The sequence below is a fragment of the Cryobacterium sp. AP27 genome, from assembly GCF_056680495.1.
In genome coordinates this window covers 1,868,170-1,890,769 of sequence record NZ_CM155285.1, presented here as the reverse complement: position 1 = coordinate 1,890,769, position 22,600 = coordinate 1,868,170, and the positions used below count along the sequence as shown (strand labels likewise).

At 67.1% G+C, this 22,600-nt stretch carries 18 protein-coding genes; 9 read left to right on the top strand and 9 right to left on the bottom strand.

The window, feature by feature from the left end; all coding sequences use genetic code 11:
- Nucleotides 1-2: 2 nt before the first annotated feature.
- Together AC1MB9_RS09015 and AC1MB9_RS09010 are read left to right on the top strand one after the other, a co-directional pair.
- Nucleotides 3-1,403, top strand: coding sequence for a class I adenylate-forming enzyme family protein (locus AC1MB9_RS09015; protein ID WP_479961631.1), 1,401 nt, complete (start codon nucleotides 3-5; stop codon nucleotides 1,401-1,403).
- Nucleotides 1,384-2,622 carry a thiolase family protein gene (locus AC1MB9_RS09010; protein WP_479961630.1) on the top strand — a complete coding sequence of 413 codons (1,239 nt, stop codon included), beginning with the start codon at nucleotides 1,384-1,386 and terminating at the stop codon, nucleotides 2,620-2,622. Before AC1MB9_RS09015 ends, AC1MB9_RS09010 begins: the two co-directional genes overlap by 20 nt.
- On the opposite strand, the gene AC1MB9_RS09005 is transcribed toward AC1MB9_RS09010, so the two are convergent.
- The 7 genes from AC1MB9_RS09005 to AC1MB9_RS08975 form a co-directional block, all read right to left on the bottom strand.
- Nucleotides 2,619-2,885 (bottom strand): hypothetical protein, encoded by a 267-nt coding sequence (locus AC1MB9_RS09005; protein ID WP_479961629.1) that lies wholly within the window; start codon nucleotides 2,883-2,885, stop codon nucleotides 2,619-2,621. The two genes, AC1MB9_RS09010 and AC1MB9_RS09005, sit on opposite strands and share 4 nt — an antisense overlap.
- A gap of 3 nt (nucleotides 2,886-2,888) precedes the next feature.
- Nucleotides 2,889-3,335, bottom strand: coding sequence for a GNAT family N-acetyltransferase (locus AC1MB9_RS09000; RefSeq protein WP_479961628.1), 447 nt, complete (start codon nucleotides 3,333-3,335; stop codon nucleotides 2,889-2,891).
- 9 nt (nucleotides 3,336-3,344) lie between these two features.
- On the bottom strand, nucleotides 3,345-5,942 hold the full coding sequence (valS, locus tag AC1MB9_RS08995; protein WP_479961627.1) for a valine--tRNA ligase: 2,598 nt from the start codon (nucleotides 5,940-5,942) through the stop codon (nucleotides 3,345-3,347).
- Between the two features lie 283 nt (nucleotides 5,943-6,225).
- Complete coding sequence (locus AC1MB9_RS08990; RefSeq protein WP_479961626.1) at nucleotides 6,226-7,896, bottom strand: dipeptide ABC transporter ATP-binding protein; 1,671 nt, start codon at nucleotides 7,894-7,896, stop codon at nucleotides 6,226-6,228.
- 5 nt (nucleotides 7,897-7,901) lie between these two features.
- Nucleotides 7,902-8,765, bottom strand: a complete 864-nt coding sequence (locus AC1MB9_RS08985) for an ABC transporter permease (protein ID WP_479961625.1) — start codon at nucleotides 8,763-8,765, stop codon at nucleotides 7,902-7,904.
- On the bottom strand, nucleotides 8,762-9,748 hold the full coding sequence (locus tag AC1MB9_RS08980) for an ABC transporter permease (RefSeq protein WP_479961624.1): 987 nt from the start codon (nucleotides 9,746-9,748) through the stop codon (nucleotides 8,762-8,764). Before AC1MB9_RS08980 ends, AC1MB9_RS08985 begins: the two co-directional genes overlap by 4 nt.
- Nucleotides 9,749-9,751: 3 nt before the next feature.
- A complete protein-coding gene (locus AC1MB9_RS08975; RefSeq protein WP_479961623.1) occupies nucleotides 9,752-11,404 on the bottom strand; it encodes an ABC transporter substrate-binding protein in 1,653 nt (550 codons plus the stop codon).
- Nucleotides 11,405-11,829: 425 nt separating this feature from the next.
- Between AC1MB9_RS08975 and ileS the strand changes: the two genes are divergently transcribed.
- The 4 genes from ileS to ndk are packed head-to-tail and all read left to right on the top strand — an operon-like array spanning nucleotide 11,830 to nucleotide 17,564.
- Complete coding sequence (gene ileS / locus AC1MB9_RS08970) at nucleotides 11,830-15,255, top strand: isoleucine--tRNA ligase (RefSeq protein WP_479961622.1); 3,426 nt, start codon at nucleotides 11,830-11,832, stop codon at nucleotides 15,253-15,255.
- On the top strand, nucleotides 15,248-16,729 hold the full coding sequence (locus tag AC1MB9_RS08965) for a bifunctional folylpolyglutamate synthase/dihydrofolate synthase (RefSeq protein WP_479961621.1): 1,482 nt from the start codon (nucleotides 15,248-15,250) through the stop codon (nucleotides 16,727-16,729). The genes ileS and AC1MB9_RS08965 overlap by 8 nt, the downstream gene beginning before the upstream one ends.
- A complete protein-coding gene (locus AC1MB9_RS08960; protein ID WP_479961620.1) occupies nucleotides 16,726-17,145 on the top strand; it encodes a DUF4233 domain-containing protein in 420 nt (139 codons plus the stop codon). The genes AC1MB9_RS08965 and AC1MB9_RS08960 overlap by 4 nt, the downstream gene beginning before the upstream one ends.
- Nucleotides 17,142-17,564, top strand: a complete 423-nt coding sequence (ndk, locus tag AC1MB9_RS08955; protein WP_479961619.1) for a nucleoside-diphosphate kinase — start codon at nucleotides 17,142-17,144, stop codon at nucleotides 17,562-17,564. Before AC1MB9_RS08960 ends, ndk begins: the two co-directional genes overlap by 4 nt.
- Nucleotides 17,565-17,652: 88 nt before the next feature.
- On the opposite strand, the gene AC1MB9_RS08950 is transcribed toward ndk, so the two are convergent.
- Nucleotides 17,653-18,252 carry a vitamin K epoxide reductase family protein gene (locus tag AC1MB9_RS08950; protein ID WP_479961618.1) on the bottom strand — a complete coding sequence of 200 codons (600 nt, stop codon included), beginning with the start codon at nucleotides 18,250-18,252 and terminating at the stop codon, nucleotides 17,653-17,655.
- A 285-nt stretch (nucleotides 18,253-18,537) separates the two neighbouring features.
- Between AC1MB9_RS08950 and AC1MB9_RS08945 the strand changes: the two genes are divergently transcribed.
- Complete coding sequence (locus AC1MB9_RS08945; protein ID WP_479961617.1) at nucleotides 18,538-21,357, top strand: Rne/Rng family ribonuclease; 2,820 nt, start codon at nucleotides 18,538-18,540, stop codon at nucleotides 21,355-21,357.
- Between the two features lie 111 nt (nucleotides 21,358-21,468).
- Here AC1MB9_RS08945 and AC1MB9_RS08940 read toward each other — a convergent pair whose 3' ends face one another.
- Nucleotides 21,469-21,741: a DUF4031 domain-containing protein gene (locus AC1MB9_RS08940; RefSeq protein WP_479961616.1), complete on the bottom strand. Its 273-nt coding sequence runs from the start codon at nucleotides 21,739-21,741 to the stop codon at nucleotides 21,469-21,471.
- 261 nt (nucleotides 21,742-22,002) lie between these two features.
- Between AC1MB9_RS08940 and rplU the strand changes: the two genes are divergently transcribed.
- Nucleotides 22,003-22,311, top strand: a complete 309-nt coding sequence (rplU, locus tag AC1MB9_RS08935; RefSeq protein WP_479961615.1) for a 50S ribosomal protein L21 — start codon at nucleotides 22,003-22,005, stop codon at nucleotides 22,309-22,311.
- A 19-nt stretch (nucleotides 22,312-22,330) separates the two neighbouring features.
- Nucleotides 22,331-22,588: a 50S ribosomal protein L27 gene (rpmA, locus tag AC1MB9_RS08930; RefSeq protein ID WP_479961614.1), complete on the top strand. Its 258-nt coding sequence runs from the start codon at nucleotides 22,331-22,333 to the stop codon at nucleotides 22,586-22,588.
- The last annotated feature ends 12 nt before the right edge of the window (nucleotides 22,589-22,600 follow it).

Genomic DNA, 22,600 nt, shown 5'->3' with positions numbered 1-22,600 from the left:
GCATGCCATTTCTGAACCACCTGCGCCGCTGGTCCGACGAGCAACCGGGGGAGACCGCGCTCGAGGTCGGCACCGACATGCTCAGCTACGCCGACCTGTACGGCAGCGCCGCGGCGCTGCTGCCCGAGACGGGTGTCCTGTCCACGATCGCGCTGCCCAACGGCGCGGAGTTCGCCAGGCGGCTGGCGGCCGGCGTGTCCGGCGACCGCCGCTGCGCGGTACTCGACCCGCGCTGGCCGGTGGCGCAGACGCTCGCCGTGCGGGAACGGCTCCAGGCCCTGGAATCCACGGCTCAGGTTCCGCCCGACGTCACGCGGCTCGCGGACGGGCCGGGCGATTCGGTCTTCCTGTATGGGTTCACGTCGGGAACGACATCGGTGCCGAAGGCTTTCCGGCGTACCCGCGGGTCGTGGCCGCTGCAGGTCAGCGTCGACCGGTTCGGCCTGTCCCGGCACGACCGCACGCTCATTCCCGGGGCGTTCTGCACCGGCCTGAGCCTGTATGCGCTCGCGGAATCGCTGCATGCGGGAGCCGCCGTGCTCACGATGCCCCGGTTCGATGTCGGAGACGCACTGGCGAGCATCCGCCATCGCGGTGTCACCCGGATCGTCGCGGTGCCGTCGGCGCTGCGGCTCATCGCCGCTCGGGGACTGGCGACGGCGGTGGGCGGGGCAGCGGTCACGAGCATCGTGAGCGGTGGTGCCCGGCTGGACGCCGACACCCGGCGGCTTCTGACGCGCTGGGCCCCCGCGGCCACGATCCACGAGTACTTCGGGGCCGCCGAGCTGAGCTTCGTGTCGTCATCGAGCCAGCTCCCGGGAACCGCCCACTGCGACGCAACGTCAACCGGCGTGGGCAGCGCGTTCCCCGGCGTCATCGTCGCCGTGCGCGACCCCGCCGGGCGTGACTGTGCTGCGGGGGAGCCCGGCACCATCGTCGTGCGCAGCGCCCTGGTGTGCGACGGGTACGCCTGGGGTGACGACGGGCAGGCGTTCCGCCGCGAGGGCGAGTGGAGCACCGTCGGCGACCAGGGCATGCTCGACGCCGACGGTACCCTGCACTACCTCGCGCGGGCCGCCGACATGATCGTCACGGGCGGGCACAACGTGTACCCGCACGAAGTCGAGGCGGTGCTTGAGTCCGTGAGCGGCGTCGACGCCGTCGTGGTGACCGGGCGGCCGGATGCCGCGCGCGGCTCCCGCGTGATCGCCGCCGTTCTCGGTGGCCCCGCACTGCGGGTGGCATCATTGCGCGCCGCCGCCGCTGGGCTGGCCGAGTCGAAGCGACCCCGGGAGTACGTTCGCCTGACCGAATTCCCGGTGACCCCGGCGGGCAAGATCAGCCGTCGCCTGCTCGGCCAGTGGATTGATGAGGGAGACCCCCGTGCCCAGCGACTCGACTGACGACGACCGTGAGCCCGTGCTCATACTCGCTCGCCGCACGCCCTTCACCCGCAAACACGGTGCCCTCGCGTCCGTGACCGCAGACGGTCTCCTGGCGCCCGTGCTCGCCGCGGTGGTCGCCGAATCCGGCATCAATCCGGCGAGCATCGACGACGTCATCATCGGCAATGCGGTCGGGGCGGGCGGCAACGTCGCCCGGCTCGCGGCGCTCCAGGCCGGGCTGCCGGTGACGGTGCCCGCGCAAACGATCGACCGTCAGTGCGGCTCGGGTCTGGAAGCCATCGTACTCGCCTGCCGGCTCATCGCGGCCGGCGCCGGCACGGCGTACCTCGCCGGCGGCGTCGACAGCACGAGCACCGCTCCGCTGCGTGCCCACCGGCTCACGTCCCGACCCGGCGCCCCCGATTTCTTCGACCGGGTGCGTTTCGCCCCCGACACGCTCGGCGATCCGGACATGGGCGTGTCGGCCGACGCCGTCGCCGAGAGGTGCGGCATCTCCCGGGCCCGTCAGGACGCCTTCGCGCTGCGCAGTCACGAGCGTGCCGTGCGCGCCACGGATGCCGGCGAGTTCGTCGAGGAGATCGTTCCGTTGACCACCCCCGCGGGGATCACCGTCTCCGCGGACCAGGGAGCGCGACGCACCATGTCGCCCTCGTTCCTGGCGCGGTTCGGGCCGGCGTTCTCAGCGCACGGCACCGTCACGGCCGGCAATTCCTGCGCCGACGCAGACGGGGCCGTCGTCGTTCTGGTCACCAATCGCACCACCGCCGCGGGGCTCGGCGCCGTGCGGATGCTGCGATTCGTCGACGCCGTCTCGGTCGGCACCGACCCGAACTACCTGGGTCTGGCCGGAGGAGAGGCCGCGCGCCTCCTCCTTGGCCGTCGAGGTGTCTTGCCGACCGCACTCGCCAACGTGGAATTCACGGAGGCGTTTGCGGCGCAGGCACTCGCCGCACTTGATGTCATGGAGGTGCCGGAAGAGTACGCCAATCGGCAGGGAGGGGCGATCGCCTTCGGGCATCCGTTCGGCGCCTCGGGCGCCTTGCTGGCGCTGCGACTCCTTCACCCGGCGCACGAGGAAAGGGACGGCGGGCTGTCGCTCGCGGCGCTCAGCATCGCGGGCGGCCTGGGAACGGCCGCCCTCTGGGAACGCATCGACGAACGCCGGGCCACAGGCACGGGCGCAGGCGCCGACACGGTCACCGGCACCGACGGTTAGATCCAGTCTTCGTCGTCCTCCACAGCCGTCGCCGGCTGGGTGATCGTCGCGCTGTCTTCGACGGCGTCGTAGTTGATGACGGTGCCGTCATCGAGCTCAATGACGGGTTTGCCTTCCAGCCAGGTCAACGTCCAACGCCAGGACGACGTGTCCGTGTCGAGCCCGGCGAGGTCGCCCTCAACCGCCTGGACAGCGATCACAACGACCTCGGGCAGGCCGCTAGGAAGGGGCGCGCCGAGCGCCCAGCGTGTTCCGAGCTGCATGGCCTAGACCTCGATCTCGTAGGTGACCCAGTCGGTGCGCGTGCCGACCTGGTCGTACAAGATCTGCGCGGTCGCGTTGTCGGCCGCCGTGATCAGGCGGATGCGGGCCATGCCCCTGTCCTTCGCATGCTGCTTCACGAAATCCATGATGGCCCGTCCGATGCCGGCACCGCGGTGGTCGGGTGCCACGAACAGGTCGTCCAGATACAGGCCGACGGTCGCGCTGAGGGTCTGCGGAACGGCACGGAAATGCGCCAGTCCCACGAACGTGCCGTCATCGTCGATCGCGACGGCCCCGGTCAGCGGGTGGTTCTTGTCAATGATCCAGCTCCACACCTGCAGAGCCTTCCCATCGGTGAGCTCACTCCCGTAAAACTCGCTGTAGCCCTCGAACAGGCCCAGCCATGAAAAGAAATCCTTGTCGCCCAAGGGGCGTACCTGTACTGACATCCGGTGCTCCTAACTTTCCGACACGGTGGCGAACACAATGTCAGTCACGGCCATTTCGCTGCCCTCAACAAAAACCAGTTCATCGATCCGACCCACTGCTTTGAGATCAGCGGCGGCCAGCTCAAGCAGGCCGACCTCCGGTGCCGTTCCTCTTATTACAGCAGATGAGATGATCGTTTTCGGGGAGGCTTTGGCATCGGTCTTGCCGCGCCGGATGCCGGTGAGGGCTCGGCTGGCCAGATCGAGGAGCGCAATGTTGCCGCGAGGCGACACGGCGTCCTCCGAAATGAGCTCCGAAACGATCGGCCACGGGGCACGATGAATGGATTCTTCGTTCGACCACGACCACGCTTCCTCGGTCGCGAACGGCACGAAGGGAGCGAACAGGCGAAGCAGCGTCGAGAGCGCGGTGCGAAGCGCCGCGACAGCGGAATCCTTGGCCGGGCCCGGCTCACCGTAGGCGCGTTCCTTCACGAGTTCCAGGTAGTCGTCGCAGAAGGTCCAGAAGAAGCTCTCGGTCACCTCGAGGGCGCGTGCGTGATCGTAGTTCTCGAACGCCTTCGTCGCCTGACCCACCACGAGGGCGAGGCCGGCGAGCATGCTCTGGTCCAGGGGTTCCGACACCGGGGCGTCGGCCTCACCGTCGAAGGCGAGAATGAACTTGCTGGCGTTGAGAATTTTGATCGCGAGGCGACGGCCGATCTTGATCTGCGTCGGGTTCTGCGGGTCGAAGGCCGCATCGGTTCCGAGGCGGGACGAGGCGGCCCAGTAGCGCACCGCATCCGAGCCGTGCTTCACGAGCATGTCGGCGGGGGTGACGACGTTGCCCTTCGACTTGGACATCTTTTTGCGGTCGGGGTCGACGATGAACCCGGACAGTGCCGCGTGCTGCCAGGGCGACGTTCCGTGCTGCTGTTCGGCGCGCAGCAGCGTACTGAACAGCCAGGTGCGGATGATGTCCTGGCCCTGCGGGCGCAGCGAGTACGGGAAGACCAGGTCGAAGAGTTCGGGGTCGCGCTCCCAACCGCCGGCGAGCTGCGGGGTGAGGGATGATGTGGCCCAGGTGTCCATCACGTCCACCTCGCCGACGAAACCGCCGGCCTGGCCGCGCTGGTCTTCGGTGTAGCCGGGAGCGGCGTCGGACGTGGGATCCACGGGGAGCATGTCGCGCGTCGCGACCACCGGGGCGTCGAAGATCGGGTTCGCGTCGGCGTCGAGCGGGTACCAGACAGGCAGGGGAACACCGAAGAACCGCTGGCGAGAAATGAGCCAGTCGCCGGTGAGGCCGTTGACCCAGTTCTCGTAGCGTACCTTCATGAATTCCGGGTGCCACTGCAGGTCGGAACCGTGCTTGAGCAGGCGCGCGCGCAGCTCCTCGTCGCGGGCACCGTTGCGGATGTACCACTGGCGAGTGGAGACGATTTCAAGGGGCTTGTCGCCCTTTTCGAAGAACTTCACGGCGTGCACGATGGGCTTGGGGTCGCCGACCAGCTCACCGCTCTCGCGCAGCAGGGTGACCGTGGCGGCCTTGGCGCCGAAGACGGTCTTGCCGGCGAGCTGCGCGTACGCGGCAATGCCGGCCTCGGACGTGATCACGTCGGGGGCGTCGGCGATGATGCGGCCGTCGAAGCCCATGATGGCTCGGTTGGGCAGGTCGAGTTCGCGCCACCAGATGACGTCGGTGAGGTCACCAAACGTGCAGATCATCGCGATTCCGCTGCCCTTGTCCTTCTGGGCGAGGTGGTGGGCGAGGATGGGCACCTCAACGTCGAAGAGCGGGGTGCGTACCGTCGTGCCGAATAGGTGCGCGTAACGCTCGTCGTCGGGGTGGGCGACGAGGGCGACGCACGCCGGCAGCAGCTCGGGCCGGGTGGTCTCGATGTCGATGACCTCCCCATCCGGCTGGTGGAAGGACACGCGGTGATAGGCGGCCGGCTGGTCTTTGTCTTCGAGTTCGGCCTGCGCGACGGCGGTGCGGAACGTGACATCCCACAGGGTGGGCGCCATGGCCTGGTAGGCCTCGCCGCGGTCGATGTTTCCGAGGAAGGCGAGCTGTGACGTGAACAGCGCCTCGTGCCCGATCGTGCGGTACGTCTGGTTCCAGTCGACGCTCAGACCGAGGGTGCGCCACAGTTCTTCGAACTGCTTCTCGTCCTCCTCGGTCAAAACCTCGCAGAGCTCGATGAAGTTGCGTCGGCCGATCGGCTGCTGGTCGGCGGCCTTGATGCTCTTGCCGTCTCCGCCCTGGAAGGGCGGCACAAAATCGTCGACGTACGGGAGGGTGGGGTCGCAGCGTACGCCGTAGTAGTTCTGTACCCGACGTTCGGTGGGGAGGCCGTTGTCGTCCCAGCCCATCGGGTAGAACACGTTCTTGCCGCGCATGCGCTGGAACCGTGCCACGACGTCCGTGTGCGTGTACGAGAACACGTGACCGATGTGCAGCGATCCGGAGGCGGTGGGCGGGGGAGTGTCGATCGAGTAGATCGAGTCCCTGGTCGCGATCTCACGGTCAAAACGGTAGGTGCCGAGGGCGTCCCACCGGCTCTCCCATTTGGCTTCGAGGCCTTCGAGTGCGGGCTTCTCGGGGACGCGGTCGGCGTGGGTCATAACTCTCCGGTTCAGTATATGCGGCACCGTGTCTTTGGTGAGGTGCCTGAATGTGCCCCTTCAATCTACCGGATGCCCCGTTGGGAGCGATATTCCTGCTGAATCCCCGAACGAAAAGACCCCGGCACCTTTTTCCTGGGGGGAGGGTCAAGGGGCCGGGGCCGTCGTTCGGAGTGGGGGAACTCCAATAACAACGGTAGAGGACATCGGCTGACAGGAGGCTGGAAATGGGGCGCAATTTCACACCCAGTGCGAGTGACACGCCAGACGCATGCCGTGCGGCCTACTCCAGCGTCAGCGTCGGAACGGCAGCCAGCAATTGCCGGGTGTAGGCCTGCGTCGGCGCTCGGAACACCTGACCGGCGGCATCCGTTTCGACAATGCGGCCGTGCTGCATCACGGCAACATGGTCGCTGATGTGCTGGATCACGCCGAGGTCGTGGGAGATGAAGATCATGCTCAGGGCGAGTTCCCGCTGCAATTCGTCGAGCAGGTCGAGAACCTGCGCCTGCACGCTCACGTCGAGGGAGGACACGGGTTCGTCGCAGATCAGGATCTGAGGCCGTCCGGCCAGGGCGCGGGCGATACCCACGCGTTGGCGCTGGCCGCCGGAGAGTTGCAGCGGGCGTCGTTCGTGCACGGTGCGCTCCAGGCCGACGCTGTCCAGCAGCTCGAGCACCCGGGGATGCGGCGTACCGCGTCTACGATGCCCCTCACCGGCGGCATCGCGCAGAATCCGGCCGACCGAGTGCCGGGGATCGAAGGAGCCGAGCGCATCCTGGTAGACAGCGCCGACGGTTGCCCGCCGCGGCCGTCGCTGCGCCTCGCTCAGGGTGCTCCACGCCTCGCCCAGCACCTCGACGCGTCCCTCGTCGGCGGTGGTCAGCGCGAGCAGCAGGCGCGCGGTCGTTGTCTTGCCCGACCCGGACTCGCCCACGATCCCGAGGGTGGTGCCCTGCTCGAGACGGAACGAGACGTCGTCGACGGCGTTGACCCGGCTTCCGTCCGGGCGGGTGAAGGCTTTCACGAGGCCGCGGGCCTCCAGCGCGATCCGGGGTGCGCCCGGAGCGTCGGGGGCACGACGTTCCCGGGTGCGCACGGTGTCGCCGTGCGCGGCGCGGTCTGCCGCGGTCGCCGGCGGCGCCAGGCGGGTGCCGCGCGGCTTGTCGCCGGGAACGGCGGCGATCATCCGCCGGGTGTACGGATGCTGCGGGCGGCGCAGCACGTCCCGGGTCGGCCCGGTTTCGATCAGTTCGCCGTCCCGCATCACGGCAACACGGTCGGCGATCCGGCTCACGACGGCGAGGTCGTGGCTGATCAGCAACACGGCCGTTCCTCGGCGTTTGATGTCGTCGAGCAGTTCGAGCACCTGGGCCTGCACGGTCACATCGAGTGCCGTTGTGGGTTCGTCGGCGATGAGCAGCGGAGGGTTCAGCGCGAGAGCCGCCGCGATGAGCGCGCGTTGTCGTTCACCGCCGGAAAGCTCCCCCGAGCGTTGCCGTACGCGCAGGCCGGGTTCGGGCAGCCCAACGGACTCGAGCAGTTCGATCACACGCCGACGGCGGGCGGTGGCCCCCATGCCGGTGTGCAGCCGCAGGGAATCCCCGATCTCCCGGCCGATGGGGCGCAGCGGGTCCAGGGAGACCAGGGCATCCTGCAACACGAGCCCCACGTCGCGTCCACGCCGTTTCCGCCAGGCAGCGGGGGAGAGGCCGAGCACGGAGCGGCCTCCGAGCGCGATCTCGTCGGCACGCACCGCCGCGTTCGCTCCGGCCAGGCCCAGGAGGGTGCGCGCCGTCACCGACTTTCCCGAACCGGATTCGCCGACGATGGCGAGGCATTCACCGGCGGCCAGCTGGAACGAGACGGACGTGACGACCTGGGCCGTGCCGAACGACACGCTGAGGTTGCGGACGGAGAGGGGGAGCGGCGACGCCGCGTCGGGGGGAGTCATCGCGGTCATGCGTGACGCAACCGTCGTTCGATGCTGCGGCCGAGCACCGTGGCGGTGACGGCGGTCAGCACGATGAACAATCCCGGGAAGAAGCTCATCCACCAGGCGGACGTGATGTAGGTGCGGCCCGCCGACAGCATGGCGCCCCACTCGGCGGCCGGCGGCGCGGCGCCGAGGCCGAGATAGCTGAGGGTCGCCGCCCAGACGATGGCCTGCCCGATGCCCAGAGTGCCAAGCACGAGCAGGGGCGTAAGGGTGTTCGGCAGGATATGGCGGGTCAGGATGCCGGCGCGGCCGAGCCCCTGCACGGTGGCCGCCTCGACGAAGGCCGAGGAGCGAACGCTCAGCACCTGGGCGCGGATGATGCGGGCATAACCCGGGGCCGTTGACAGGCCGACGGCGATCGTCGCGGTGGCGATGCCGGGACCGAAAATAAGAATGAACACCAGGGCAAGGAGCAACCCGGGAAAGGCGAACAGCACCTCGAGTAGACGGTTCACGGCGAAATCAACGGCACGGCCGAGCGTTCCGGCCAGCACACCGAGCAGGAGCCCCAGTCCCAGACCGATGGCCGTGGCGGCCGCACCGATCAGGAGGGAATTGCCGGTGCCGTGCACCACGCGGGTGTAGATGTCCCGGCCCGACTCATCGGTCCCGAAGCCGTGCGCGACCGACGGGGCCGTGAACGCGGACAGCGGGTCGATCGCGAGCGGGTCACCGGGCGCCACAAGCTGCGGTGCGATCGCGGCGGTGAGGAGGAACAGGCCCAGCAGGGCCGTGATCAGTTCCGTTGCACTCACGCGGCGGACGGCTCCGCCGAGGGCCCCCGGGGACGAGGCGACGTGGGCGCGAATCTCGAGTTCGCTCATGCCAGACGCAACCGGGGGTCAACGATTCGGGCGGCGACATCGGTGAGAACGGTCATCAGAATGTAGGCGAGCGACACGATCAGGACCACTCCGACGACGACCGGAACATCGCGCACGGTCACCGCGGTCAGCAGAGTCCGGCCGAGACCCGGCCGGGCGAAGATCGTTTCTACGACGACCGCCCCGCTGATGAGAGAGCCGAAGGCCCACCCGGAGAGGTTGACCGCCGGCAACGCGGCGTGACGCAGTGCGTGAATCCAGCGCACCCCGCGTTCGCTTTCCCCGCGGGCCCTCGCCGACAGCACGAACGGGGATTCCAGCGCGGTGAGCAGGGATTCCCGCATCAGCTGGCCCAGAAAGCCGGCGAGGGGAACGGCGAGGGTCACAACGGGCAGAACGAGTCCGGCCGGTCCGGAGGTGCTGATGGGCGGCAGAACGCCCCACCAAATGCTGAACACCACGATCAGCGACGTCGCGAGCCAGAAATGCGGCAGCGCCGCCGCGACGATTTCTAGTCCGGAGCCGATCCGGCGAGCGACGCCGCCGCCGCGCGTCGACCAGGTGGCGAGGCCGAGCGCCAGCAGCCACGCGAGGGCGAGCGCGAGCACCGCCAGGAGCAGTGTTCCGCCGATCTGACTCATCACCAGCGGTCCCACGTCCATGTTGAGCGCGTAGGAGCGGCCGAGGTCACCGGTGGCCAACCGGCCCAGCTGTGCGAGGTACTGCACGAGAAGCGGCTGGTCGAGGCCGTATTCGGCGCGAACCGCGGCAAGTGCCGCGGCGGATGCCTGCGAGCCTGGTCCGCCGAGAATCGCCTGCGCCGGGTCTCCGGGGATCAGGCGCACGGCGAAGAAGGTGAGTGTCGCCACGAGCCAGAGCACCCCGACCGCACCGAGCACACGCATGACCAGGCGCGCCGAGGGGGAGCGCGCCGGTACGCGGTGGGTGATGCGAGAGTCATCGGGCGCCGTGCGGCGGGGCATCGGTTACCGGTTCAGCCAGGCGTCGTAGAACGTGGGCGTCGACACGGTCGGCAGGGCGCGCGCGCCCTGCACGGCGGAACCGAGCAGGAAATGATTCTGCTGGTCATACAGGGGAAGAATGTAGTAGCCGCTGAGGATGAGGTCCTGGGCCTCGGTGTACAGCGACTCGCGCTCGCCTTCGTCTGACACCTGGGCCGCCTCGGTGAGGAGCTCGTCGATCCGAGGATCGTTGACCTGGGCATGGTTGGCGAAGTAGCCGCTCGGCGCCGGGACGATCCCCGCGGAGTCGTAGAGGATGCGCAGAACATCCGGGCCGACCTTGGTGTACGGGGCGCTCACGGCGTCATATTCATTGGCGCCGAGGGCGCCGTACCAGCTCGACAGGTCCATCGGGGTCAGCAGCACGTCGAAACCGGTCTCCTTGGCCGTCGCCTGGATTTGCTCGAACAGGGACTGCTCCGCGGGAATCGACTGGTTGGTGCTCACCGGGAACACCACAGACAGGCGAACCCCGTCCTTGACCCGGTACCCGTCGGAGTCCCTGGTGGTCCATCCGGCCTCGTCGAGGAGGTCATTGGCGGTCGCCGGGTCATACTCAAACAGGTCGGGGCGTTGCACGGCCATCGGTTCGACGCTCGACAGCGCGGAGGTGGAGCGTTCGGCGGTGCCCAGGAACAGACCGGACACGGCGTCGTCAACGTTGGCCGAGCGCACGAAGGCCTCGCGCACCAGCGGATCGTTGAACGGGGCCTTGCCGGAATTGAGCTCGATGCGGTTGGACGCGCCGGGGCGCGGGGCGTCGAGGTGCGCGGTCGTGTCGGTCTCCTCGGCCTGCGCAATCGTGTCGGGCTGGGCATTATCGATCACATCGACCTCACCGGCCTGCAGGGCGGCGTACCGGGATGCGGAATCCGGGATGAACCGCCACACGATCGAGTCGAGGTAGGCCGGTCCCGTATTGCGGGCGTCGCCGGGCGGGGAGGAATAGTCGTCGTTGCGCACGAGCATGATCGCGTTCTGTTTCACCCAGCTCTCCACCTGGAACGGGCCGGTGCCGATGGGTGCGGCGCAGTTGTCGTCCTGACTGCGCGCCAGGCCGGCGGGAGACTCGATGGCCAGCCACGGCTGCGACAGGGATTCGAGCAGCGCGCTGTCGGGTTCGCTCAGCACGAAGCGCACCACGTTCTCGGACACCGCCTCAGTCGACGCGACCTTGCCGAGCGCGAGGTAACCGGTGGAGGAACCCGTCTCCGGATCCTGCAGATGCGCGACGTTGGCCTGCACAGCCGCCGCATCCAGGGGCGTGCCGTCGGTGAACGACACTCCCTCCTTGAGCGTGAAGTCCCAGGACAATCCGTCGGCGCTCGGCTCCCACGAGTCCGCAAGCCAGGGAATGATCTCGCCCGACGAATCACGCGAAACGAGAGCTTCGAGGAACTGCCCGCTGACGAGCGCCTGAGGATAGTTGCCGCCGACGTGGGGGTCGAGGCATGTCGGCTCGGCATCGCCGGACGCGTAGGTGAGGGTGCCGCCGCGCACCGGATCTCCCACGGGCGAGGGCGCCGTGGTGCCGGAGCATGCGGACAGGAGGAGCCCCGCGGCGGCCACCGGGGCCACAACTCGAAGGGTGCGCCGGAGCGGACTGGGAAGAAGCATGTCGTCTCTTTCATCAGCCTGTCCGGCCGAGACAGGCGGTTTGCCAACGTTCACGGTGCGACAGTGGCCTCATCCATAGTAGGTCAAACCGGTTGAGGGGAGTTCTGAGCCACGGGGGCTGGATCCGACGCCGAAGACCGCGCGCTCACGTAGTGCGATCGGCGCCTGTCGTCGGCTAGAATCGGGGGAGAACGACTGTGATCCGGCCATCACCGGTGAGTCTTCGGCAGAACAGCAAGCGTCTTCGGACGGGCGCCCATTAGAGCCGAACGGGTCGGGCCCGTCACAGCCTATGAAGAAGCGGTCACTCCTGCAGGGGCATTCCTGATCGGGCGGTGGCAAGCGAGGTGGTACCGCGGCGACTCCCCACAGAATCGTTCGTCCTCGTGGCAACGGCCCAGTGCCCGTCCACCAGGAGAAAAACTTTGTATCCCAAGGCTCACACGTCCGGCCAGCAGGCCTCCGGCGCCGCCGCGTCAACCGGTGCCGCCGCCTCGCCCGGAGCAGGGGTTGTCCCGTCGCCGAGCTTTCCCGCGCTGGAGACCGAGGTGCTCGCATTCTGGAAGCACGATGGCACCTTCCAGGCGTCCATCGACAACCGGGAAAATGCCGAGGAGTGGGTCTTCTACGATGGCCCGCCCTTCGCCAACGGACTGCCGCACTACGGGCACCTGCTCACCGGATACGCGAAAGACCTCTTCCCGCGCTTTCAGACCATGCGCGGCAAACAGGTGCACCGCCGCTTCGGTTGGGACACGCACGGGCTCCCGGCCGAGCTGGAGGCCGAGCGCAAGCTCGGAATCACCGACAAGAGCGAGATCGAGAAGATGGGCCTCCAGGCGTTCAACGCCGTCGCGAGGGACTCCGTCCTGGAATACACCAAGGACTGGGAGGAATACGTCACCCGGCAGGCGCGGTGGGTGGACTTCGAGAACGACTACAAGACCCTCGACATCACCTACATGGAGTCGGTGATCTGGGCGTTCAAGCAGCTGCACACCAAGGGACTCGCCTACGAGGGCTACCGGGTACTGCCGTACTGCTGGCGCGACCAGACCCCGCTGTCCAACCACGAGCTGCGCATGGACGACGACGTCTACAAGATGCGTCAGGACCAGACGGTCACCGTCACGTTCCCGCTGGTCGGGGCCAAGGCCGAGAGCCTCGGGCTCACCGCCGTGCGGGCGCTCGCCTGGACCACCACGCCGTGGACGCTTCCGACGAACCTCGCCCTCGCGGTGGGCCCGGAGATCGTCTACGCCGTCGTTCCGGCCGGACCGAACGGAACCCCCGATGCCACCGTGCGCCGCGAAGAGATCCCGTCTGAGCGTTCCATTCCAGCGGAGGTGCTCGGCGCCGAATACCTGATCGCGATCGACCTCGTCGGCAACTACGCCAAAGACCTCGGGTACGAAAGCGCGGAAGACGCCGTCGCCGCGATTTCACGCACGGTCGGTGGGCGTGAACTGGAAGGCGTCTCCTACGACCGCCTCTTCGACTACTACGCCGACGAAAGCATCTGGGGCACGCAGAACGCGTGGCGTTTCGTGCTCGCCGACTACGTCACGACCTCTGACGGCACCGGCATCGTGCACCAGGCTCCCGCCTACGGCGAGGAGGACCAGACGATCTGCCAGGCCTACGGCATCCCCGTCATCCTCTCCCTCGACGACGGCGGAAAGTTCCTCCCGGAGATCACGGAGGTCGCCGGGCAACTGTGGAGCGACGCGAACAAGCCGCTCACCCAGCTGATCAAGGCCGAAGGCCGCCTGGTGCGCCAGGCCAGCTACGAGCACTCCTACCCGCACTGCTGGCGCTGCCGCAACCCGCTGATCTACAAGGCGGTATCGAGCTGGTTCGTGCGCGTCACGGATTTCCGTGACCGCATGGTCGACCTCAACCAGGACATCAACTGGGTGCCGGAGAACGTGAAGGACGGTCAGTTCGGCAAGTGGATCGGCAACGCCCGGGACTGGTCGATCAGCCGCAACCGGTACTGGGGTTCGCCCATCCCGGTGTGGAAGAGCGACAATCCCGACTACCCGCGGGTCGACGTGTACGGCTCGCTCGACGAGCTCGCGGCAGACTTCGGGGTGCGCCCCACCGACCTGCACCGCCCCTACATCGACGCCCTCACCCGGCCCAATCCCGACGACCCCACTGGGCAGTCGACGATGCGCCGCATCACGGACGTTCTCGACGTGTGGTTCGACTCCGGGTCGATGCCCTTCGCCCAGGTGCACTACCCCTTCGAGAACCGCGAATGGTTCGACAGCCACAACCCGTCCGACTTCATCGTGGAGTACATCGGGCAGACGCGCGGCTGGTTCTACCTGCTGCACGTGCTGTCCACCGCCCTCTTCGACCGACCCGCCTTCAAGAACGTCGTCAGCCACGGCATTGTGCTCGGCAACGACGGGCAGAAGATGTCCAAGTCGCTGCGCAACTACCCCGACGTGAACGAGGTCTTCGACCGTGACGGCTCCGACGCCATGCGCTGGTTCCTCATGAGCTCCCCGGTCCTGCGTGGCGGCAACCTGATCGTCACGGAGGAGGGCATCCGCGAGGCCGCCCGCCAGGTGATGCTGCCGCTGTGGAGCACCTGGTATTTCTTCTCGCTCTACGCCAACGCCGCTAGCGACGAGGGTTATGACGCCCAGTGGCGCACGGACTCCACCGACGTGCTCGACCGCTATCTGCTGGCCAAGACGCGTGACCTCATCCTCGGCGTCGCCGCCGACCTGGAAGCCTTCGACAGCACCGTGGCCACCGCCCGGGTTCGGGATTTCACGGATGTGCTCACCAACTGGTACGTGCGCCGGTCCCGTGACCGTTTCTGGGGCGGCACCGAGAACACGGAGGCCTTCGACACCCTCTACACCGTGCTGGAAACGGTGTGCCGGGTCGCCGCGCCCCTGCTGCCGCTCGTCACCGAACGCATCTGGCAGGGACTGACCGGAGGGCGCAGCGTGCACCTCACCGACTGGCCCGACGCAGAGGTCTTCCCCGCCGACGACGCGCTCGTCGTCGCCATGGACCAGGTGCGCCTGATCAGCTCCACCGTGCTGTCGCTGCGTAAGCAGGCGTCCCTGCGGGTGCGGCTTCCGCTGGCGAACCTCACCGTGGTGACCTCGCTGACGTCGGCCCTGACCGATTTCGAGGGCATCCTGCGCAGCGAACTCAATGTGAAGACGGTCAGCATCGTGGAGCTGAAGGACGACAGTGCCACCGCCTACGGCGTGACCAGTCGCCTCGTCGTCAACGCCCGTGCGGCGGGACCGCGGCTGGGCAAGCGCGTGCAGCAGGTCATTCAGGCCGCGCGCGCCGGCGACTGGAGCGAGAGCGACGGCATCGTCACCGCAGGCGGCATCGAGCTTGCCGCGGGCGAGTTCGAACTGTCGCTGCAGGCCGGTGAGGCCGGCGACACGGGAACGGCCCTCGCGCTGCTCCCCGCCGGCGGCTTTGTGCTGCTGGACACGAACACCACCGCCGAACTCGAGGCCGAGGGCTTCGCCCGCGACCTGATCCGGGCGGTGCAGGACACCCGCAAATCCGCCGGTTTCGACGTGAGTGACCGCATCCGTCTCAACCTCGTCTTCCTCAGTGAGGATGACGCGGACGTCTTCGACCGTGCAGCGAACGTCGATGTGGCCGGAGACACCCTCGCCACCGCGTTCGCCACCCACCGCCCGTCCGAGGGCGAGCTTCCCGGCACGCTTCCCTCCGAGTGGCTCCCAGGGCTCATCGGTGCTCCGGTGGAGCACTACGTACGGTTCGAAGCCGCCCACTATGTCAACCACGGACCACTTCTGGTGGCCGTAGCAAGAGTGAACGGAGTCGACAATGTCTGACCTGAATGAACCGAACGACTTCGATGACCTGAGCGCGCTCGGCGAAACCGACGACACCGACGAGCCCGGCGAGCTTCGCGAGCCCACCGAACAGTCCGAGATCAACGAACCCACCGAGCCCAGCGAGGAAACGCGGGAAGCCGGCGACGCCGTTTTCGCTGCGCTGCTCACACGTCTGGGCGAGTCGACGCCGCGCCCGCGGCTCGAACCCACACGGCGGGCCATGGACCTGCTGGGGGACCCGCAGCGCACCTACCCGATCATTCACATTGCCGGAACGAACGGCAAGACAAGCACGAGCCGGATCGCCGAGAGCATCCTGCGTGCCTACGGACTCCGCACCGGCCTCATGACGAGCCCGCACCTCGTACGCCTCAACGAACGAATCGTGATCGACGGCGAACCGATCAGCGATGAGCTGCTCGCCAGCAACTGGAACGACATTCAGCCCTACCTCGCCATGATCGACGCAGAGCTCGAGAAGGAGGGAGAAGGAGCCCTCACCTTCTTTGAGGCCCTGACCGTGCTCGCCTTCGCGTGCTTCGCCGACGCCCCGGTCGATGTAGCCGTCGTTGAAGTGGGCATGGGCGGGGAGTGGGACTCCACGAACGTCGCCGACGGACAGGTGGCCGTGTTCACGCCGATCGCCCTCGACCACACGCAGCGGCTCGGCAGCACCGTCGCCGAAATCGCGCGCACCAAGTCCGGCGTCATCAAACCGGCCGCCGCCGTGGTGTCAGCGGCGCAGGGCGCAGAGGCCGGCGCGGAAATCGAACGTGCCGCGGAGCTGCGCGAATCGACCCTCGCGGTTGAGGGCGACGCCTTCGAACTGCTGGAGAGCAAGGTCGCCGTCGGCGGCCAACTCATTTCGGTGCGAGGAATCGCCGGAACCTACACCGAACTCTTCCTGCCCCTCTACGGAACCCACCAGGCGCAGAACGCGGCTCTCGCCATTGCCGCCGTGGAATCCTTCCTCGGCGGCGGCAGCCAGGCCCTCGTGGGTGACCTGCTCGCCGAGGGACTCGGCACCGCGACATCACCCGGGCGGCTGCAGCTCGTGGGCGTGGAACCGACCGTGTTCATCGACGCCGCACACAACCCGCACGGCGCCGCAGCCCTCGCCGCGGCGCTCGACGACTACTTCGACTTCGAGGAAATCGTCGCCGTCGTGGGGATTCTCGGCGACAAGGACGCGGCGGGCATCATCGACGCCCTCGCACCACGGGTGGCGCGCTTCCACGTGACCCAGTCGCACTCCGAGCGTGCGCTGGACGTTGATTCCCTGGCCGACATGATCGCCGAACGCACGAGCGAAGACACCACGTTCCGCTTCGGCAGCACCGCCGAGGCCCTCGAGGATGCCAGGGCCTGGGCGGGCGAGAAGCCCAAGCGCGCCGTCATCGTCACCGGTTCGATCAGTCTCGTCGGTGAGGCCCTCACCCTCGCCGACACCGGCGAATGGATGAAACCGTGACAACGCCCCCCGACCCCTCGGAGCCCGCCGACGCGGCGAATCTCCCGGAAGGCCACGGGCCGCGCCGGGGACCCGCCTCCGGCCCGCGATCCGTCAAACGTAGCCTCGCATCGATCGTGCTCGGATTCGAGAGCATCGTGGTGTTCCTCGCCGCGCTCGTGACCTTTGGTCTCGGGTCGCTGCCACCCCTCATCGCGCTGGGTGGGGGAGCCGTTCTGGGAGTGGCCACGATCGCACTCATCGGGCTCCTGCGCTTCAGCTGGTCCTACCCGGTCGGCTGGGCGCTGCAGGTCATCATCATCGCCACCGGATTCATCACCCCCGCCATGTTTTTCGTGGGCGCACTCTTCGCCGCCATGTGGACGTACTGCATGATCAACGGCACTCGCATCGACAATCAGAAGGAAACATCATGAACACTCCGATCGAAGAAACCCTCGTCCTGGTCAAGCCCGACGGCGTCGCCCGCAACCTCACGGGTGAGATCCTGCGCCGCATCGAGGCCAAGGGTTACTCTCTGGTAGACATCAAGCTCGTGCAGGCCGACCGCGACCTGCTCGCCGCCCACTACGCCGAGCACGAGGGCAAGCCCTTCTACCAGCCGCTCGTCGAGTTCATGGAGAGCGGCCCGATCGTCGCCTTCCGTATCGCCGGGAACCGTGCCATCGAGGGATTCCGCTCCCTCGCCGGCACCACCGACCCCACGACCGCCGCACCGGGAACGATCCGCGGCGACCTGGGCCGCGACTGGGGCGTCAAGGTTCAGCAGAACCTCGTGCACGGGTCTGACTCGCCCGAGTCGGCCGCGCGCGAGCTCGCTCTCTGGTTCAACTAAGCCGCACATTCCACCGCCGCCCCGCCGCGAGATCCGAAATCGGACGTCACGGCGGGGCGGCGTTGTGCGCGGCGCCCCCGCGGTGCGGCTAAAGGCGGTTGAGTACATCCATGTTCACCTGGGCAACGACGGCGAAAATGATGTAACAGGCGATGGTGATCACGAACAACCACGAATACGCGCCCGCCGCCATTCGTCGGACGGATGCCGAAGCGGGAATGTGACCGAGCTTGAGGTTGTAGAGGGTCACCGCGAGAAACGCGGGAATCGTCACCGCCCAGGTGACCATGCACCACGGGCACAACACGTCGAGCACGAAGATGCTCTCGAAAATCAACCAGATGACGAACGCCATCGCACCGGCCACGCCCACGTTCAGGCCGAGCCAGAACCACCGGCCGAATCGTGCGCCTGCCAGGATCGCCATTCCGATCGTGATGACGACGCTCCAGGCCGCCAGTCCGATCAGCGGGTTGGGAAATCCGAACAATGACCCCTGCCAGGAGGCGAGATTCGTGCTGCACCCGATCAGGACGCTGAAATTGCACGACAGCTGCGCGTTGGGATCCTCCAACATGTGCACCTTGTCGAGCGTGAGCGCGAAAGCGGCCGCGAAACCGATGGCGCCGGCGATGACGAGAAAGATGGCCAGCCCCGTGGGGCGTTGAAGGGGCTGGGTCGCTGACACCCTCGGATTATGTCACGCGCGCTCGCACGTTTCCGGTGCGAATGCATGCGATAATCGGACCTAGTCGTTGAGCCGCGCTCAAGCAGACGCAGATGAAGCTTTTTGGGGACAGCAATAATTCCCGCATGCAGTGGTCGCACGACCAAAAGTATTAGCAATCAGAGCCAAGAGCCGGTTGCGCACGTAAAAACATTCGCGGGAAAGTCGCGCAGGCGACCTTCTCGCACGACAGAGTAACCGAGTGGGTGGCGCGGTCGCCTACACCGGTCAAGGAGCACACCAGTAATGGTGGAAGACAACGAAAACAAGAAACGCCGGGGCTTTTTCGGCTCCCGCCGCACCACGCGAAAGTCGACGACGATTCCCGAGGCCCCAGCGGAGCCTTCGTCGACCGAGCCGGTGCCTGAGACCACGGCGTCCACCCACACACTTCAGAACGTGACCGAGCGCAAGCCCGTCACCGATCCCGCAACCGAGCAGGCACCGGCAACGGTGCCGAGCCAGCCAACGGTGCAGAAACAGGACACGACAGTGACCACGACTACGAATACATCGCCGCCCACGGACGACGAGCCCGGCAGCGACCTGCCGGGCGCCGACCTGCAGGCGACCGACGCGGCGCCGGAGCCCGCCGAACCTGCCGCGCCGGTCGCCGCCGCGCGTCGTCCCTCGACATCACTGCTCTTCCAGGCACCCGAGATCCTCCCATATGTGCCTCGCGCCGGCAGCCAGAAAGACGACCGCACCGAGCGCGCCAACGCGGGCCTCGACCGCAACAACGGCAGCCACGACGATGAAGATTTCGAGGAAGCCACCACGGTTCGTCGACGCGCGCGTCGTCGCACCGGCGACGAGGGGCGCTCCGGCCCCGACGACCCCGCCAATACCGTCGTCAAGGTTCGTGCCCCGCGCGAACCGGAGCTCATCACCGAGCCGCAACGCATCAAGGGCTCGACCCGCCTCGAGGCCAAGAAGCAGCGCCGCCGGGACGGTCGCGATGCCGGACGACGCCGCCCGGTCATCACCGAGGCCGAGTTCCTCGCCCGCCGCGAATCCGTCGACCGGCTCATGGTGGTTCGCGCCAAGCACAACAAGATCCAGATCGGCGTACTGGAGGACGGCGTGCTCGTGGAGCACTACGTCGCGAAAAACCAGGATGCCTCCCTCATCGGCAACGTGTACCTCGGTCGCGTTCAGAACGTGCTGCCCAGCATGGAAGCGGCCTTCGTCGATATCGGGCGCGGACGCAACGCCGTGCTGTATTCCGGTGAGGTCGACTGGGACGCCGCCGCCGAGAATTCGGGAACGAGCAACCAGCCGCGTCGCATCGAACTGGCGCTCAAACCCGGTGACAAGGTTCTCGTGCAGGTCACGAAGGATCCGATCGGTCACAAGGGCGCCCGGCTCACCAGCCAGGTCTCGCTGCCCGGTCGCTACCTCGTATATGTGCCGAACGGCTCCATGAACGGCATCAGCCGCAAGCTTCCGGACACGGAACGCGCGCGACTCAAGAAGATCCTCAAGGAGGTTCTGCCCGAGAACGTCGGCGTCATCGTGCGCACAGCGGCCGAGGGCGCCACCGACGAGCAGCTGACCGTTGACGTCAATCGACTCACGGCGCAGTGGGCATCCATTTCCAAACTCGTGGAAACGGCACAGGCCCCCGCCGAACTGCACAGCGAACCCGACCTGCTGATCAAAATCGTTCGTGACGTCTTCAACGAGGACTTCGCGCGCCTGGTCGTGTCCGGCGACGAATCCCGCCAGACCATCGAGAACTACCTCTCCCAGGTTGCCCCCGACCTGGTCGCGCGGATCGAGAATTACACGAGCGAAACGGATGCCTTCGACGAGCACCGCATCTCGGAGCAGGTTGAGAAGGCCCTCGACCGCAAGGTATGGCTGCCGTCCGGCGGCTCGCTCGTCATCGACCGCACCGAGGCCATGACGGTCGTCGACGTCAACACCGGCAAGTTCGTGGGTTCCGGGGGCAATCTCGAGGAGACGGTCACCAAGAACAACCTCGAGGCCGCGGAAGAAATCGTTCGTCAGCTGCGCCTGCGCGACATCGGCGGAATCATCGTCGTCGACTTCATCGACATGGTGCTCGAATCCAACCGCGACCTCGTCTCCCGTCGCCTGATCGAGTGCCTCAGCCGCGACCGAACCAAGCACCAGGTCGCCGAGGTCACGTCGCTCGGCCTCGTACAGATGACCCGCAAGAAGCTCGGACTCGGCCTGCTCGAGTCCTTCAGCGAAAACTGTGAGGCCTGCGCCGGACGCGGCATCATCGTGCACCACGACCCTGTCACCAAGCACCGCCAGACGGCGCAGCCCCCGCAGGAACGTCGCCCGCGCGCCCGCTCGGGCAACGGCTCGGGTGGCACACCCCCGAGCGGTGGCGGCAACAACGGCGCAAGCGGCACTGGCGGATCGAAAGACCCATCGGCAACGGATGCTCCCAAGACGGGCAACGGCACACACGGAATCACCGAGGACGCCAAGAACGCCCTCGCACTGATTGCCGCGCGCACCATCACCCGCACGGGCTCGATTCCGATCGTCAGCGATGCGGTGAAGGCCGAAGCGCTGGCCGTGGTATCGGCGGAGGCCGCGGCGGACCCGTCGGCGCACGCTGCTCCCCAAGGCAACGCTCCCCAAGGCAGCGCTCCCGAAAGCAACGCGACATCCGTTGCGGACGCGTCGGCAGACCCGGTTCGCACCGAAGAGCCCGTGCGCACCGAACAGCCGGAGCGCACCGAAAAGCCGGAGCGCAGCGAGTCGCGCAACCGACGCAGCCGATCCTCGCGCGCCCAATCGGCGCCCACGGAGGCGCCGCGCACGGAGATGCCGTCTGCGGCCGCGGAAGCGAGCGCTGCCGGATCCGAGTCCCTCGCGATTCTGGACATCCCCGTGACCAAGTCCACGAGCAGCAAGCGTCGGGCCAGCAAACAGGTCACCGACCAGATGCTCGACTCCGTTCTCGAGTCCCTTCCCGAGCCGAAGCAGCCCGGCCAGGGGCGGGCGCGCAGCCGGCGGGTGACGACGGCCGGCGGGTCCACCGCCCAGCCGATCATTGTTGCCGTGCCGGACGAGCAGAACTAGCACGACCGACTCCCTGGAGTCATTATCGCGGGGGTACCGGGCGAAAGCCCGGTACCCCTGTTTCGTGCGTCGGCGCGGCGCGCACAGACCCCGCCCCGCGACTCGGGCCGGTCAGAGTCCGCGGCGCTGTCGCATGGTCACGCGCAGGCCGCTGGCGCGCAACTGCGTCACCAGCTGCCTGTAGGTCACCGGTTGCGCCCCTGCGGCCACCAGAGCCTCGTAGCTGGCCGCCGGCACGTCATAGTGATCGAGGTCGAAGGCGCGCGCAGGTACCTGCTGAGCGGCCGCGAAGGCGTGCAATTCGGCGAGCGACACGGTGCTCACGAGGTGGGACCACAACGTTCCGTGCGCGGGCCAGCTAGGCTGGTCTATAAGTACGGCCATGGTGCAAGATTACGAGGCGTTCCTGAACGACTCGCCGGGGCCGCAGTTTGACCGCGGGTGATGGATCAGGTAAAGTCATCCCTTGGTGTGCGATGAATTTTTAGCGCGATCACCAAGGTTTTCTGATGTGACGAGTCGATTCGACTCGTTCATGACAGCAAATTTCCAAGCCTGATATTTTCAGGCAGTATTTTCCAGTAATTGCCCTTTCCGGTGATTAGGAACCGGGGCCTTCGGGCCTCCCAGAGATTGGTACGTAAAGTGGTTTACGCAGTTGTGCGCGCCGGAGGGCGGCAGGAGAAGGTACAGGTCGGTACCATCGTCACGATGGACCGAATCAAGGCCGACAAGGACGGCAACGTCGAGCTGGCCGCTGTGCTCCTCGTCGATGGCGACAAGATCACCTCTGACGGTGCGTCGCTGGCCAAGGTCAAGGTGACTGCCGAGGTTCTGAAAGACCTCCGTGGCCCGAAGATTTCCATTCAGAAGTTCAAGAACAAGACCGGCTACAAGGTTCGTCAGGGGCACCGTCAGGAGCTCACTCGCGTCCAGGTCACCGGCATCGCCTAAGGCCTGAGGAGAAGAACAGATGGCACACAAAAAAGGTGCGAGTTCCACTCGCAACGGTCGCGACTCCAATGCTCAGCGCCTCGGCGTGAAGCGCTTCGGTGGGCAGGTTGTCGGAGCGGGCGAGATCATCGTTCGTCAGCGCGGCACCCACTTCCACCCCGGCATCAACGTCGGTCGCGGCGGAGACGACACGCTCTTCGCCCTCGAAGGCGGCTCGGTTCAGTTCGGAGCCAAGGGTGGCCGCAAGGTCATCAACATCGTGGCGGTTGCCGAGTAGGCATCAGCTTTG